Consider the following 15,559-nt stretch of genomic DNA (forward strand, 5'->3'; position numbering starts at 1 on the left):
GTGCTCGTTTCATCAGGAGAGGCCTCGTTTCGGCATCCGGTCGCGGGGGCCGGATCGGGGGGTGCCGCTGCGGCGTTCGGCGCGGTTGGCGAACTCCGCCGCCTGTTCGCGCTCGAACCGCTGCGCGGTGCGCTTCTCGTCGTACTCGCTGTAGGCGTCGACGATACGGCCGACCAGGGAGTGGCGCACGACGTCTTCGCTGGTGAGACGGGAGAAGTGGATGTCATCGATGTCGCCGAGCACGCGCGTGACCATGCGCAGTCCCGAGGAGCCCTGGGGCAGGTCGACCTGCGTGATGTCGCCCGTGACCACCATGCGCGTGCCGAAGCCCAGACGCGTCAGGAACATCTTCATCTGCTCCGGCGTCGTGTTCTGCGCCTCGTCGAGCACCACGAACGAATCGTTCAGCGTGCGTCCGCGCATGTAGGCCAGCGGTGCCACCTCGATCGTGCCGGTGGCCATGAGGCGCGGCACGATCTCCGGGTCCATCATCTCGTTGAGCGCGTCGTAGAGCGGACGCAGGTACGGGTCGATCTTGTCCGTGAGCGTGCCGGGGAGGAAGCCGAGGCGCTCCCCCGCTTCCACAGCAGGACGCGTCAGGATGATGCGGGTGACCTCTTTGCGCTGGAGGGCCTGGACCGCCTTCGCCATCGCGAGATACGTCTTGCCGGTACCGGCGGGGCCGATCCCGAAGACGATCGTGTTCTCCTCGATCGCGTCGACGTACTCCTTCTGTCCGGGAGTCTTCGGGCGGATCACCTTGCCGCGCGTGGTGAGGATCGCCTCGCCCAGCACCTCGCTCGGGCGGGGGCCTCCCTCGCGTCGCAGCATGCGGGCGGAGCTCGCGACGTCGCTCGGAGCGAGATCGTGGCCCGCCTTCGTCATCGCGAGGAGCTCGTCGACCAGCTGCGTCGCCTTCGCGACGTCGGCGCGGGTGCCGCTCAGGGTGATCTCGTTCCCGCGGACGAGGACCTGCACGTCGCCGTGCTCCTTCTCCAGCATGCGCAGCAGGCGGTCCTGGGGTCCGAGCAGCTGCACCATGGCCACGCCGTCGGCATAGATCTTCTCGACGGCCTCGGGGGCCGGTCGGTTCACGGATCGTTCCCGCAGGGCGGGCGCCTCCGACACCTCGTCGGCCGGCACGTCGCGGGGAGTCAGGTCTTCGTCAGGCACCGACGCTCTTCTCGGTCAGTCCGCCGCCCAGGACGTGGGCGTGGACGTGGAAAACGGTCTGTCCGGCATTCGCGCCGGTGTTGAACACGAGACGGTAGTCGCCGTCATCCGTGTGCGCGGCGGCCAACTGCGCGGCGAAGGCCACGAGCTCGGCGAGCAGCTCGGGGTCACCGGCGGCGAGCTCGGCGACATCGCGGAACTCTCCGGTCTTCGGCACGACGAGCAGGTGCACCGGCGCCTGGGGCGCGATGTCACGCAGCGCGAACAGCCGGTCGGTCTCGCCGAGGATCTCTCCCGGGATCTCCCCGGTCAGAATGCGCGTGAAGATCGAGGGTTCCGTCATATCGTCAAGTCTACTGACCGTGCGGACACCGGAGCGGGCGACGTGGATGCGCTCACCAGCGACCGAGACTCGCCGACAGCACGGCGATGGCCGCCGGTCCCGCCGTCGAGGTCCGCAGCACGGTGTCGCCCAGCAGCACGCGCTCGGCGCCGGCTGCGGTCAGTCGCGCCAGCTCCTCCGGCGCGATCCCGCCCTCCGGACCCACCACGAGCACGATGTCGCGGCCGTCCGGCTCGATGTCGGTCAGACGCTGAGACGCGCCGGGATCGAGCACCAGCATCCGCTCGCCGCCGGCCCGCTCGGCCAGCTGCCCTGTCGTCACGGGCACCTCGACCAGGGGGATCCAGGCCCGGTGGGCCTGCTTCGCCGCTTCGCGCACGATCGACGACCAGCGCTCCCGGCCCTTCAGCGCCTTGGCGCCTTCCCACCGCGAGACGCTGCGACTCGCCTGCCAGGGCACGACCTCGTCGACGCCGAGCTCGCACGCGGCCTGCACCGCGAGCTCGTCGCGGTCGCCTTTCGCGAGAGCCTGCACGAGGATCACGCGCGGTTTCGCCCCCTGCTGCACGGTGCGCTCGGAGATGCGCACCTCGACCTGCGCGGGCGACACCGCCTCGGTCACACCGGAGAGCCAGACGCCTGCACCGTCGCCCAGCGTGATGGTCTCGCCCACGCGCAGACGCCGCACGACCGCGGCGTGCTTCGCCTCGGCCCCGGTCAACGACACGACATCGCCCACCGCGGCATCCGTCGCGGTCGCGACGAGAAAGTGCAGCGCCATGGATCAGTGCCGGAAACGGTCGCGGAGCTTCGAGAACAGGCCCTGCTGGAACTGCGCCAGCTGCGGTCCCGGCGCCTTGGCCTTCTTCGCGAAGTCCTCGATCAGCGCACGCTGTGCCGAGTCGAGCCTGGTCGGCGTCACCACCTGCACGCCGACCCGCAGGTCTCCGCGCTGGGTACCGCGCAGCGGCGTGATGCCGCGACCCTTGATGGTCAGCACGTCGCCGGACTGCACGCCGGGGCGGATCTCGAGGTCGACGGATCCGTCGAGGCCCTCGATCGCGGTCTCGGTGCCGAGGATCGCATCGGTCATCGACACCTCGAGGGTGGCGAGCAGGTCGTCGCCGTCGCGGCTGAACGCCGCGTGCGGGTTGACCGTGACCTCGACGTACAGGTCGCCGTGCGGGCCGCCGGCCTTGCCGACCTCCCCCGAACCCGGGAGCTGGAGACGCAGACCGGTCTCGACACCGGCGGGGATGTCGAGCGAGACGGTCCGACGCGAGCGCACCCGCCCCTGACCGCCGCACGTGCCGCACGGGTACGGGATCGTCGTGCCGTAGCCCTCACACGTACCGCAGGGCTGGGAGGTGACGACGTTGCCCAGCAGGCTGCGCACCTGGCGCTGCACATGACCGGACCCGCCGCAGATGTCGCAGGTGACCGGCGAGGTGCCCGCCTGGCAGCACGATCCCTGGCAGGTCTCGCAGAGGATCGCCGTGTCGACCTCGATGTCGCGATGCGCGCCGAAGACGACATCGCCGAGATCGAGCGTGACACGCACGAGCGCATCCTGACCGCGCTCCCGACGCGAACGCGGTCGACCGCCTCGTCCGCCGCCCTGGGCCGCCCCGAAGAAGGTCTCGAAGATGTCGCCGAACCCGCCGAAGCCTCCGAAGTTGCCCGCCGCGCCGTCACCACCGCCCATGTCGTAGCGTCGACGCGATTCGTCGTCGCTCAGCACGTCGTAGGCGTGCGTGACGAGCTTGAACTTCTCCGCGGCGTCCTCCCCCGGATTCACATCCGGGTGCAACTGCCGCGCGAGCCGCCGGTAGGCCTTCTTGATGTCATCGATGGACGCGTCCCGGGAAACCCCGAGAACCTCATAATGGTCCGCCACAATCGCCTTTCTGCGTGTGTCTCATCGGGAGCCGCGTCAGCGGCTCGCCTCGTCTTCATCGAGCATCCGCGTGAGGTAGCGGGCGACCGCCCGTGCCGCAGCGAGGTTGCTCGGATAGTCCATGCGCGTCGGGCCCATGACGCCGACGCGCGCCATGCCGCTCGGCGCGGCGTAGTTGCTGGTCACGATGGAGGCCTCACCGAGACCGAACGACGCGTTCTCGGTTCCGATGCTCGCGGCGAGGCCGTGCTCGTCGGTGACCATCTCGCTCATCAGCCGCAGCAGGGTCACCTGCTCTTCGATCGCCTCCAGGAGCGGATGGATGCTGCCGCGGAAGTCCTGTTCCCGTCGCGCCAGGGTGGCGGCGCCGGCCATCACCAGACGCTCCTGACGGAACTCGCCGAGTTCGTCCATCACGACCGCAGCCACCGCATGCAGCGCGCGATCGTTCGGCGTCACCTCGCCGTCGAGCAGGGTCTGCAGGCGATCCGAGGCGTCGCTGATCGCCTGCCCGGTGACAAGCGCCGAGAGGCGAGCGCGCAGCATGGCGAGGTCGGTCTCGTCGAGGTCGACCGGGAGCGGGGCGATGCGCTGGGAGACCCCGCCGGCGTCCGTCACCAGCACGATCAGCAGCCGGTTGGGCGCCAACCCCACCAGTTCGATGTGCGTCACGTGCGCGCGCGCGAACGACGGGTACTGGGCGAGCGCGACCTGGCCGGTCAGCTGGGTCAGCACGCGGACCGTGCGCACCATCAGATCGTCGAGATCAGCGGGTTCGCCGAGGAACGACTCGATCGCGGAGCGCTGAGCCGACGACAGCGGTCGCAGCTGGGCGAGGTGATTGACGAAGACCCGGTAGCCCTTGTCGGTCGGCACGCGCCCGGATGAGGTGTGCGGCGCGACGATCAACTCCTCGTCCTCGAGCAGGGCCATGTCGTTGCGGATCGTCGCCGCCGAGACGCCGAAGGAGTGCCGGTCGACGATGGAGCGGCTGCCGACGGGTTCGTGGGTCTCGACGTAGTCCTGCACGATCGCGCGGAGAACCTGGAGTCCTCGATCAGTGACCATCGACTTCCCTTCCGCTGGCACTCGGATACTCGGAGTGCCAATTCTACCCCGGCCGCGCTCAGTCGGTCAGTTCCCGGACCACGGCGTCCGCCAGCAGACGTCCGCGCAGGGTCAGGATCACCCGTCCGCGCAGTGCGGCTGCGGCATCGACGAGGCCGTCGGCGATGAGTCCGGCGACGCGCGAGCGGTTCCCCGCGGGCAGCTCGGCGACCGCCATGCCCTCCGACAGGCGGCTGCGGAGCAGGACGCGCTCCAGCAGGTCGGCCGCGGGGTCCGGGCGCTCGGTGCCGGCGGCGGGCGATTCGGACGCGCCGAGACGCTGGGCGTACGCCGCCGGGTGCTTCACGTTCCACCAGCGAAGACCGGCGACGTGGCTGTGTGCTCCCGGCCCGAAGCCCCACCAGTCGTTTCCGCGCCAGTACGCGAGGTTGTGTCGAGACTGATTCCCCGCGGCAGACCCGTCCGTCGTCGGACGCGCCCAGTTGCTGACCTCGTACCAGTCGAAGCCGGCAGCGGCGAGACGGGCATCGGCGAGCTCGTACATGTCGGCCTGGAGGTCGTCGTCCGGCCGCGGCACCTCGCCCCGGCGGATCTGACGCGCGAGTTTGGTGCCGTCCTCGATGATCAGCGCATACGCGGAGATGTGGTCGGATTCGAGCGCGAGCGCCTCGTCGAGAGAGGCCTCCCAATCGGCCAGCGACTCCCCCGGTGCCCCGTAGATCAGGTCGACGCTCACCGCGAGGCCTGCGTCCCTCGCCGCATCGACAGCCGTGCGGACGTTCTCCGGCTGGTGAGTGCGGTCGAGCGCCGCGAGCACGTGCGGCACGGCCGACTGCATGCCGATGGACATGCGAGTGACGCCGGCATCCGCCAGGATGCGTGCCACCTCCGGAGTCACGGTGTCGGGGTTCGCCTCGACGGTGACCTCGGCGCCCTCGACGATGCCGAACGCGGACACCGCGGTGTCGAGCATCCGCGCCAGGTCGGCGGCCGGCAGGAGGGTCGGGGTGCCGCCGCCGAAGAACACCGTGTCCAGGGGACGGAGCGCTCCCGCGTCTTCGAGCACGCGTCGAGCGAGCGCGATCTCGGACACCAGGGTGGAGGCGTAGTCCTCCTGCTTGGCGCCGTGCAGTTCACTCGCCGTGTAGGTGTTGAAGTCGCAGTAGCCGCAGCGCACCCGGCAGAACGGGATGTGCAGATATGCCGAGAAGGGGACGGACGTGTCGATCGGAAGGTCGTCGGGAAGACGGCCGTCGGTCGGAGCAGGATCGCCCAGCGGAAGCGGTCCCGCCATCAGAGGGGTGTCGCGTACAGCGGCGAGATCGCCCGCAGATAGCGGGCGAACAGCTCGCGACGCCGACGCTTCACGAGCGGAGGGATCACGCGATAGAGCAGGGAGTCGGGCGCGTCGAAGGCGCGGACCGTGAACCACACTTCGTCGTTGTCCTCGCGCCATTCGACGTCGAACGACTCCTCGCCGCTGACGACCGAACCGCCGACCGTCCCGAGGACGAAGCCGATCCGCCGCGTCTCCTCGGTGACCGAGATGACGCGCAGCTCCGCATCGGCGCGCATGCTGCCCACGCGTCCGCGCAGGTGCAGCGTCATGCCGGGGCCGACGAAGGGCGTGCCCTCGGCGTCGTAGCGGGGCTCGACGTCGTGCTTGCTCGGAGCGATGGGGTTGCCCTCGGCATCGAAGCTCACGCCGGCATAGGCCGGACCGGGAGCGGGCCGCACATCCTCGATGCTGAGTCCTGACGCCCGCTGCGCGGTCCAGGAGAGGAGCGCCTCGCCGGCCGTCTGGAAGCGTTCGAGTCCACTGCCGATCCGCCAGGACTGCTCAGCGGGAACGCTGCGCTCCGGCGGATACTGCATCAGATCGGGCGCGTGGGTCGCACCCACGGCCGCATAGTTCACCGTGTCGTCTCGGAAAGTCCCGCGCCGCATGAGTTCCAGCCTACTGGGGGTTGCCTGAGTGGTCACCCGCATCGTCGTACGGGGTCGGGTGCGCGGGTGCGCCTACTTCTTGTCCTTGCCGTCGACGTCACCCGAGAGCGCGGCGATGAACGCCTCCTGGGGGACCTCGACGCGACCGACCATCTTCATGCGCTTCTTGCCCTCCTTCTGCTTCTCGAGGAGCTTGCGCTTGCGGCTGATGTCACCGCCGTAGCACTTGGCGAGCACGTCCTTGCGGAGCGCACGGATGGTCTCCCGCGCGATGATCCTGGCGCCGATGGCCGCCTGGATCGGCACCTCGAAGTTCTGACGAGGGATGAGTTTGCGCAGCCGCTCCGTCATGAGCGTGCCGTACGCGTACGCCTTCTCGCGGTGCACGATCGAGCTGAAGGCGTCGACCTTCTCACCCTGGAGCAGGATGTCGACCTTCACCAGATCGGCTTCCTGCTGCCCGGAGGGCTCGTAGTCGAGCGAGGCGTACCCCTGCGTCTTCGACTTGAGCTGATCGAAGAAGTCGAAGACGATCTCGCCGAGCGGCATGTTGTACCGCAGCTCGACGCGCTCCTCGGAGAAGTACTCCATGCCCAGCAGAGTGCCGCGGCGCGACTGGCAGAGTTCCATGACCGTGCCGACGTAGTCCTTCGGCAGCAGGATCGCGGCCTTCACCATGGGCTCGGAGACCGAGCCGATGCGGCCGTCCGGGTACTCGCTGGGGTTCGTCACCGAGACCGTCTCGCCGGTGTCGGAGGTGAGCACCTCGTAGATCACGCTCGGCGCGGTGGTGATCAGGTCGAGCCCGAACTCGCGCTCGAGGCGCTCCGTGATGATCTCGAGGTGCAGCAGGCCGAGGAATCCGCAGCGGAACCCGAAGCCGAGAGCGACCGAGGTCTCGGGCTCGTACGCCAGGGACGCGTCGGAGAGCTTGAGCTTGTCGAGCGCCTCCCGCAGCTCCGCGTAGTCGCTGCCGTCGATCGGGTAGAGGCCCGAGAAGACCATCGGCTTCGGGTCGGTGTATCCCGGGAGCGGCTGGGTCGACGGCTTGCGCGCCGTGGTGATCGTGTCGCCGACCTTCGACAGACGCACGTCCTTCACGCCCGTGATGAGGTAGCCGACCTCGCCGACGCCCAGCCCCTGGGAGGGCACCGGCTCGGGGCTCGACACGCCGACCTCGAGTGCTTCGTGGGTCGCGCCCGTCGACATCATCTGGATGCGTTCGCGGGGCGACAGGCTGCCGTCGACCATACGGACGTAGGTGACCACGCCGCGGTAGGCGTCGTAGACCGAGTCGAAGATCATGGCGCGCGCCGGAGCGTCGGCGTCGCCCACCGGGGCCGGGATCTCCTTCACGAGACGGTCGAGCAGCTCTTCCACGCCGACGCCCGTCTTGCCGGAGACACGCAGCACGTCTTCCGGCTTTCCGCCGATGAGGGAGGCGAGCTCCTTGGCGTACTTCTCCGGGTCGGCGGCCGGAAGGTCGATCTTGTTCAGCACCGGGATGATGTGCAGATCGTTCTCGAGGGCGAGGTAGAGGTTCGCGAGCGTCTGCGCCTCGATGCCCTGCGCGGCGTCGACGAGCAGGATCGCTCCCTCGCACGCCGCGAGCGACCGGGAGACCTCGTACGTGAAGTCGACGTGTCCCGGGGTGTCGATCATGTTGAGCGCGAACACTTCGTCCGGTCCCTGCGCCTGAGGAAGGGCCCACGGCATCCGGACGGCCTGGCTCTTGATGGTGATGCCGCGCTCGCGCTCGATGTCCATCCGGTCGAGGTACTGCGCGCGCATGTCTCGATCCGAGACCACACCCGTGATCTGGAGCATGCGGTCGGCGAGGGTCGACTTGCCGTGATCGATGTGGGCGATGATGCAGAAGTTGCGGATCTGCTTCGCGGGCGTCGCGGCAGGCTGAAGCGGAGTGAGAGCGCGTGGTGACATGTCCCGTCGATTCTACGGTGAGGCGCGGCCAATGCAGATTCCCCCACTTCTGGGTGGTAGTCTCCCGAAGTTGCCCGGGACCAATTCGTGACACCGAATCCCGTGGGCGATAGGACTCCGTCACAGACCACGTGGGGCGTCACGTCGCGCAGAACGGCAGATGGTGATTGACTGTCTCCCCGGCTCAGCGTTGCGTCGGCAGAACCGCGCGCGTCTGGAGAAGAGAAAGACTCATCACCTTGATCAAGTATCTCGTGCGCCGCTCACTCGGCTGGCTGCTCATGATCGTGGTCGCGACCAACGTCACGTACTTCCTGGCCTGGTCGTTCCTGGATCCGCGGAGCAACTACGTCGGGCGCCGACCCCCGCTCTCCACCGACGAGATCACGCGGATGCTCGAACCGCTCAATCTCAGCGACACCGTGCCGCTCCTGGAGCGCTGGTGGGTGTGGTTCAGCGGCATCCTGTTCCGGTGGGACTGGGGTCAGAGTCCTGTGGGTCAGTCGGTGAATGCGCAGATCGCCTACCGCGCCCTGATCTCGGGCGAACTCGTGATCGGCGCGACCATCCTCGGCGCCCTCCTCGGGATCGGCCTCGGCGTCTACACCGCGTCGCGTCAGTACAAGCTCGGCGACCGCATCGGTCAGGCCACCTCGATCATCACGATGAACATCCCGATCGTGGTCGCCGCGCTCGGGATCGTCCTCCTGGCGATCGCCTTCAACGAGTGGGTCGGCGTCCGCATCTTCTACGTGACGGGGGCCGGCGGCAAAGACGTCGAGGGGTTCATCCCCTACATCGTCGACAAGTTCCAGCACCTCACGTTGCCGACGATCGCCCTCGTGCTCACCGGATACGCGAGCTACCACCTGCTGCAGCGGTCGCTGCTGCTGGACAACATCAAGGCGGACTACGTGCGCACCGCGCGCGCCAAGGGCCTCACCAAGCAGCAGGCCATCCGCAAGCACGCCCTGCGTCCCTCGCTGATCCCGGTCGCCACGCAGCTCGCGTTCACGATCCCGACCGTGTTCACCGGCGCCATCCTCACCGAGACGATCTTCGGCTGGAACGGGATGGGCAAGTACTTCGTCGACACCATCGGCAAGAACGACGTGCACGGCGTCGTGGCGATCGCGGCCTTCGGCGCCGTGCTCACCGCCATCGGCGCGATCCTGGCGGACATCGCCGTCGTCGTCCTCGATCCTCGAGTGAGAGTGAGCTGACATGAGCACCGAAATGATCGACCCGACGCTCCACCCCGAGCAGTCGGAGATTGCCGCACCGGTCATCGCGCAGCGCAAGCGCACGTCCGTGTTCGGGCTCTACTACCGCCGGTTCATGCGCAACCGCCCGGCGGTCTTCGGTGTCATCATCTTCCTCGCCCTGGTGCTGTTCTCGATCGTCGGCCCGCTGGTGGCGAAGTACGACCACATCTACCTCGACTTCCTGAACCTCGGCACCGGCCCCTCGGCCGAGCACTGGTTCGGCACGACGCCGGCCGGGAACGACCTGTTCGCGCAGGTCTCGATCGGGCTTCAGCGCTCCCTCATGATCGCCGTGACCGTCTCGATCGGCACGACCGCGATCTCGGCGATCGTCGGCACGGCCGCGGCCTACTTCGGAGGTCGTCTCGAGCGCGGGACGCTCCTGGTCATCCACTTCCTGATGGTGATCCCGACGTTCCTGATCCTCGCGCTCGTCTCCAACAGCGCCGGTGGGGACTGGCGGGTCATCGCCCTCGCGCTGATCTTCGTCGGCTGGTTCTTCCAGGCGAGGGTGATCTGGACCATGGCGCTCTCGCTGCGCGAGCGCGAGTACGTGCACGCGGCGCGCTACATGGGCGTGCGCGGCATGAAGATCGTGCTCCGTCATCTGCTGCCCAACATCGGCTCGCTCCTCGTGATCAACTTCACGCTGGGGGTCGTGGCGGCCGTGATCACCGAGACCGGGCTCTCCTTCATCGGCTTCGGCGTGAAGATCCCGGATGTCTCGCTCGGCTCGCTGATCGGCAGCGGCGCCAACACCATCACCAGCGCCCCCTGGGTCTTCTACTTCCCCGCGGCAGCGCTCACCCTGCTCACCGTCTCGATGGCCCTCGTCGCCGACGGCCTGCGCGACGCCCTCGATCCCACGTCAGCGGCTGGAGGCCGCGCATGAGCACCACACCTGCATCCACTGTCCTGTCCGTCCGCGATCTCCACGTCAGCTTCCCGTCCGAGGCCGGTCGCGTCGACGCCGTCCGCGGCGTCTCCTTCGACCTGCAGGCGGGCAAGACCCTCGGCATCGTCGGCGAGTCGGGGTCGGGCAAGTCCGTCACCTCGCTCGCCATCATGGGTCTGCTCGACGACAACGCCAAGATCACCGGATCCGTCGTGTTCGACGGCGAGGAGCTCCTCGGCAAGACCGACAAGCAGATGTCGACGATCCGCGGCAACGGCATGACGATGGTGTTCCAGGACCCGCTCACGTCGCTGACGCCGGTCTTCACGATCGGCGACCAGCTCGTGGAAGCGCTGACCGTGCACCGCAAGCTCTCCAAGAAGGAGTCCTGGGACCGCTCGGTCGAGCTGCTCTCCCTGGTCGGCATCCCCGAGCCGGAGAAGCGCATGAAGGCTTTCCCGCACGAGTTCTCGGGCGGTATGCGTCAGCGCGTCGTGATCGCGATCGCGATGGCGAACAACCCGAAGCTCATCATCTGCGACGAGCCGACCACCGCGCTCGACGTCACGATCCAGGCGCAGATCCTCGACCTCATCGAGAAGGCGCAGGGCGAGACCGGCGCCGCGGTCATCATGATCACGCACGACCTCGGCGTGGTGGCGCGCACGGCCGACGACGTGATCGTCATGTACGCCGGCAAGCCCGTGGAGCACGCGGAGTCCCGCGAGCTGTTCCACCGCACGCGGATGCCGTACTCGATCGGCCTGCTGGGGGCGATCCCCCGCGTCGACAAGGCCGAGAAGCAGCCGCTCGTGCCCATCAAGGGCAACCCGCCGTTGCTGATCGGCCTGCCGGACGCGTGCCCCTTCGCCGACCGCTGCCCGATCGTCATGGACGCGTGCCTGACCAAGGAGCCCGAGCTGCTCCCCGTGTCCACCGACACGAGCACCGCGCACAGCGCGGCCTGCATCCGCGCGAACGAGATCGAGGACGGCGGCCTGATCGGCGGTCTTCCCGTGTACCCGGTCCCGGTCATCCCGGAGAGCGAGCTCACGCGCACGCCGCGCGACGAGCGCCCGACCACCCTCGAGGTCCGCAACATGACCAAGACCTTCCCCCTCATGAAGGGGGCGGTGTTCAAGCGCAAGGTCGGAGAGGTCCACGCCGTCAAGGGCATCAGCTTCGATGTCCGCGAAGGCGAGACCATGGCCATCGTGGGCGAGTCGGGCTCCGGCAAGACCACGACCCTGCTGCAGATCATGGACTTCGAGAAGCAGGTCGACGGCGACATCGTGATCGCGGGCACGAGTGTCGGCGACATCACGAGCGGTCGCCAGGAGCGCGAACTCCGACGCGACATCCAGATCGTGTTCCAGGACCCGATGGCCGCGCTCGACCCCCGCATGACGGTGGCCGACATCATCGCCGAGCCGATGATCGCGATCGGGACCTCCCGCGCCGATGCCTACGTGCGCGTGCAGGAGTTGATGGACCTCGTCGGACTCAACCCTGCCCACCTCGATCGCTTCCCGAGCGCGTTCTCGGGCGGGCAGCGTCAGCGCATCGGCATCGCCCGGGCGCTGTCGACCAACCCGAAGATCGTGGTGCTCGACGAGCCGGTCTCCGCGCTCGACGTCTCGATCCAGGCGGGCGTGATCAACCTGCTCGACGAGCTCAAGGTCAAGCTCGGCCTCTCGTACCTGTTCGTCGCGCACGATCTGTCCGTGGTCCGGCACATCGCCGACCGCGTGGCCGTGATGTATCTGGGCGAGTTCGTAGAGCACGGCGACGTCGACGAGGTCTTCGACAACCCGCAGCATCCGTACACGAGGGCACTCCTGTCGGCGATCCCGGTTCCCGACCCGGATATCGAGCGCACGAGGCAGCGCGTCGTCTTCGACGCGAAGACCATGACGACACAGCCCTTGGTCTCCTGAAGCTCCCGGTCACCGTCCGATAACGGTTAGGCGATATTCACTCGTGCGTCCGAGCCTTTCGGACGAAAGCGAACTAACCTCCCCTTTATGACTACGCCGAAAGGCGAAAGGAGCACCATGAAAAGCACCACGAAGCTGACAGGCATCATCGCCCTCAGCGGCGCTCTCGCACTCGTGATCAGCGGTTGCGCAGCGGGCGGCGGCACCGACGGAGGCGACGGCGGCAACGAGCCCCAGGAGACGAAGGCCGCGGACTACAACCCGCAGCCCCGCGAGAACCTGAAGGAGGGCGGCGTGGTCAACTTCGGAATCAACGAGGTCACGCCGCAGATGAACCCGTTCAACGGCAACGCCAGCGCCGACACGACGCGCCTCGCGCAGTGGTACAACCCGCAGGTGTTCCTGATGGACCCCGAGGGCAACGTCTCGGCGAACCCCGCATACCTCGACGAGTGGGACATCACCACGGAGGACGGCAAGACCGTCATCACGATGAAGGTGAACGAGAAGGCGGTCTGGAACGACGGCACGCCGATCGACTACACCGCGTTCGAGACCACGTGGAAGGCCAACAGCGGCGAGGACGAGGCCTACGAGACCAGCTCGACGGACGGCTACAAGGAGATCGAGTCGGTCACGAAGGGCGAGACGGACAAGGACGTCATCGTCACCTTCAAGGGCGAGTTCGCCTGGCCGAAGATGCCGTTCCTCAACGGCATCCTGAACCCGGCCGTCAACTCGGCCGAGGTCTTCAACACCGCCTACATCGAGAACGCGCACCCCGAGTGGGGCGCAGGACCGTACAAGCTCACCGACTTCGACCTGAACGGCCAGTCGGTCACGTTCGAGCCGAACGAGAACTGGTGGGGCGACAAGCCGCTGCTCGACAAGGTGACCTTCACCGGCCTCGACGCCGCCGCCTCGATCAACGCGTTCAAGAACGGTGAGATCGACATCGTCGGCACCAACACGAAGGACCGCCTCGCACAGGTCGCCGACATGGAAGACGTCGTCACCTACCGTTCGCAGCAGACCGCGAAGACGATCGTCATCCTCGATGCCGAGAAGCCCGTCCTGAACGACATCAAGGTGCGCGAGGCGTTCTTCATGGCGATCGACATCGATCAGCAGAAGCAGATCGCCTGGAACGGCCTCGACTACGAAGAGGCAGCCGCCGGCTCGCTCAACATGTACGACTTCCAGGAAGGCTACGCGGACTCGTTCGGCGAGGCCGGCCTGAAGTTCGATGTGGACGCCGCCAAGGCACTCCTCGACGAGGCAGGCTGGACCGAGGGCGAGGACGGCATCCGCGAGAAGGACGGCGAGAAGCTCACCATCTCGTACCCGGTGCACAGCGATGACCCGACCATCGAGGCCCTCGCCAAGGCGCTGCAGCAGCAGCAGAAGGCGGTCGGCATCGACCTGCAGATCGAGAAGCGCGCTCCCGCGGACTTCTCGACCGACTTCAGCACGAAGAACTGGGACGCCTTCTCCCTGCGCTTCACGGACTCCGACCCGTTCGGTCCGCTGTACTTCTGCCAGCTCTACTGCTCCGACAGCAGCCTGAACCTCTCGGGTACCGGCACCGCCGAGATCGACGAGAAGATCAAGAACGAGGTCGAGACGCAGACGACGGCCGAGGACTGGACCGCGGCGACGATGAAGCTCGAGCCGGAGATCATCAAGGAGACCTGGGGCGTCATCCCGCTCTACAACGGTCCCTCGATCTTCACGGCGAAGGACGGTCTCGCCAACCTGACCCCCGAGCCCTACGTGGGCCTCGACCTCTTCGGCGTCTCGCCGGTGGAGAACGTGGGCTGGGAGAAGTAAGCACTCCTGTCACTCGGATGCGGGGTCGGTGGTTCATCCACCGGCCCCGCTTTCGTATGCTGAAGCGGTGAGTGTTCAGATCGTCCTCGTGCACGGCATCCGCACCTCCGCCACGATGTGGCGGTCGCAGGTCGCCTACCTCGTCGAACACGGCTTCGGGTGCACCGCGGTGGATCTGCCCGGGCACGGCACCCGGATGGACGAGGACTTCACGCTGCAGGAGGCGCTGCACACGATCGATGTCGCCGTGCGCGCCGCGGCCGAACGCGGCCCTGTGCTGCTCGTGGGGCACTCCATGGGCGGACTCCTCAGCCTCGCCTACGTCGGGGGCGGAAAGCCGACACCCGTGGCGGGGCTGATCGCGGCCGCCTGCACGTCGCTCCCCCGAGGCGCGGGCCTGCACGCCTACCGGATGCTGTTCCGGGCCGTGGATGCGCTTCCCGGGCGCGGGATGTGGATCACGCGCGGCATGCTCGCCGCGACCATCCCCCTCGAGACCCGAGCCGATTTCGCCGCCGGGGGCTATGCGCTCGACACACAGGATTCGGCGCTGGCCAGCCTGGCGACGCTCGACATCGCCGCCGCGGTCGAGCGCATCACCGTGCCGCTCTGGTTCGTCAACGGGCAGTACGACCAGCTGCGGGTGAACGAAGCTCTCTTCCGCCGTCTCGCCCCGCATGCCGAGCTCATCGTCGTGCCTCGCACGACGCACCTCGTGACGGCGATGCGCCCGCGGATCTTCAACGCCGTGCTGCGGCTCGCGATCGCGACGCTCGACGCGGTCCCGACGACCACCGAGGCGACGTGACCGTGCGACGACGACCCACCGCGCTCACCGTTTCGCGCGAACCGGTGCACTGCTGGTAGAGTTGGTTCTTGGCTTGCGTGTGGGTTCTTCCCTCACGATCGCCGCGCAACAGCCCTCTTCTGCTGCCGGCATTCCGAATCACTCCTGTACAGAAAGCGTCCACACGTGGCAAACATCAAGTCGCAGATCAAGCGCAACAAGACCAACATCAAGGCGAACGAGCGCAACAAGGCGGTCAAGAGCGAGCTCAAGACCCTCATCCGCTCCACCCGCACGGCCATCACCGCCGGCGACAAGAAGGCGGCTGAGGCCAGCTTCAAGAAGGCGTCCGTCAAGCTCGACAAGGCCGTCAGCAAGGGTGTCCTGCACAAGAACCAGGCGTCGAACCGCAAGTCGGCTCTCGCCAAGCACGTCGCAGCTCTCTGAGCCACCGCTTCTGAGAAAGGCCCGCTCCG

General features: G+C 67.6%; 14 protein-coding genes. 6 read left to right on the forward strand and 8 right to left on the reverse strand.

Annotated elements, in window-relative coordinates:
- Positions 1-12: 12 nt before the first annotated feature.
- The 8 genes from ACWA14_RS08845 to lepA all read right to left on the reverse strand — a co-directional run bounded on the left by ACWA14_RS08845 (position 13) and on the right by lepA (position 8,369).
- On the reverse strand, positions 13-1,041 hold the full coding sequence (locus tag ACWA14_RS08845) for a PhoH family protein (RefSeq protein ID WP_463797414.1): 1,029 nt from the start codon (positions 1,039-1,041) through the stop codon (positions 13-15).
- Between the two features lie 124 nt (positions 1,042-1,165).
- Positions 1,166-1,516, reverse strand: coding sequence for an HIT domain-containing protein (locus ACWA14_RS08850; RefSeq protein ID WP_463792532.1), 351 nt, complete (start codon positions 1,514-1,516; stop codon positions 1,166-1,168).
- Positions 1,517-1,568: 52 nt separating this feature from the next.
- Positions 1,569-2,297, reverse strand: a complete 729-nt coding sequence (locus tag ACWA14_RS08855; RefSeq protein ID WP_463792534.1) for a 16S rRNA (uracil(1498)-N(3))-methyltransferase — start codon at positions 2,295-2,297, stop codon at positions 1,569-1,571.
- Between the two features lie 3 nt (positions 2,298-2,300).
- A complete protein-coding gene (gene dnaJ / locus ACWA14_RS08860) occupies positions 2,301-3,413 on the reverse strand; it encodes a molecular chaperone DnaJ (protein WP_463792535.1) in 1,113 nt (370 codons plus the stop codon).
- 36 nt (positions 3,414-3,449) lie between these two features.
- A complete protein-coding gene (gene hrcA / locus ACWA14_RS08865; RefSeq protein ID WP_463792536.1) occupies positions 3,450-4,481 on the reverse strand; it encodes a heat-inducible transcriptional repressor HrcA in 1,032 nt (343 codons plus the stop codon).
- Between the two features lie 58 nt (positions 4,482-4,539).
- Positions 4,540-5,775 carry a radical SAM family heme chaperone HemW gene (hemW, locus tag ACWA14_RS08870; RefSeq protein WP_463792539.1) on the reverse strand — a complete coding sequence of 412 codons (1,236 nt, stop codon included), beginning with the start codon at positions 5,773-5,775 and terminating at the stop codon, positions 4,540-4,542.
- On the reverse strand, positions 5,775-6,428 hold the full coding sequence (locus ACWA14_RS08875) for a DUF1990 family protein (protein WP_463792540.1): 654 nt from the start codon (positions 6,426-6,428) through the stop codon (positions 5,775-5,777). The genes hemW and ACWA14_RS08875 overlap by 1 nt, the downstream gene beginning before the upstream one ends.
- 72 nt (positions 6,429-6,500) lie before the next feature.
- Entirely contained in the window at positions 6,501-8,369 is a 1,869-nt protein-coding gene (gene lepA, locus ACWA14_RS08880) for a translation elongation factor 4 (protein ID WP_463792543.1), read from the reverse strand.
- A gap of 239 nt (positions 8,370-8,608) precedes the next feature.
- Here lepA and ACWA14_RS08885 point away from each other — a divergent pair, with 239 nt between their 5' ends.
- From ACWA14_RS08885 to rpsT, 6 genes are all read left to right on the forward strand, one after another.
- Positions 8,609-9,592: an ABC transporter permease gene (locus ACWA14_RS08885; RefSeq protein WP_463792545.1), complete on the forward strand. Its 984-nt coding sequence runs from the start codon at positions 8,609-8,611 to the stop codon at positions 9,590-9,592.
- Between the two features lies 1 nt (position 9,593).
- The gene (locus ACWA14_RS08890; protein ID WP_463792547.1) at positions 9,594-10,526 is read left to right on the forward strand and encodes an ABC transporter permease; all 933 of its coding nucleotides are present in this window, start codon (positions 9,594-9,596) and stop codon (positions 10,524-10,526) included.
- Complete coding sequence (locus tag ACWA14_RS08895) at positions 10,523-12,466, forward strand: ABC transporter ATP-binding protein (RefSeq protein WP_463792548.1); 1,944 nt, start codon at positions 10,523-10,525, stop codon at positions 12,464-12,466. Before ACWA14_RS08890 ends, ACWA14_RS08895 begins: the two co-directional genes overlap by 4 nt.
- 117 nt (positions 12,467-12,583) lie before the next feature.
- Positions 12,584-14,296, forward strand: a complete 1,713-nt coding sequence (locus tag ACWA14_RS08900) for an ABC transporter family substrate-binding protein (protein ID WP_463792550.1) — start codon at positions 12,584-12,586, stop codon at positions 14,294-14,296.
- Positions 14,297-14,363: 67 nt separating this feature from the next.
- The gene (locus ACWA14_RS08905; RefSeq protein WP_463792551.1) at positions 14,364-15,104 is read left to right on the forward strand and encodes an alpha/beta fold hydrolase; all 741 of its coding nucleotides are present in this window, start codon (positions 14,364-14,366) and stop codon (positions 15,102-15,104) included.
- A gap of 165 nt (positions 15,105-15,269) precedes the next feature.
- On the forward strand, positions 15,270-15,530 hold the full coding sequence (gene rpsT, locus ACWA14_RS08910) for a 30S ribosomal protein S20 (protein WP_463792553.1): 261 nt from the start codon (positions 15,270-15,272) through the stop codon (positions 15,528-15,530).
- Positions 15,531-15,559 lie beyond the last annotated feature (29 nt).

The sequence above is a fragment of the Microbacterium sp. TW_SC_2 genome (assembly GCF_055361165.1).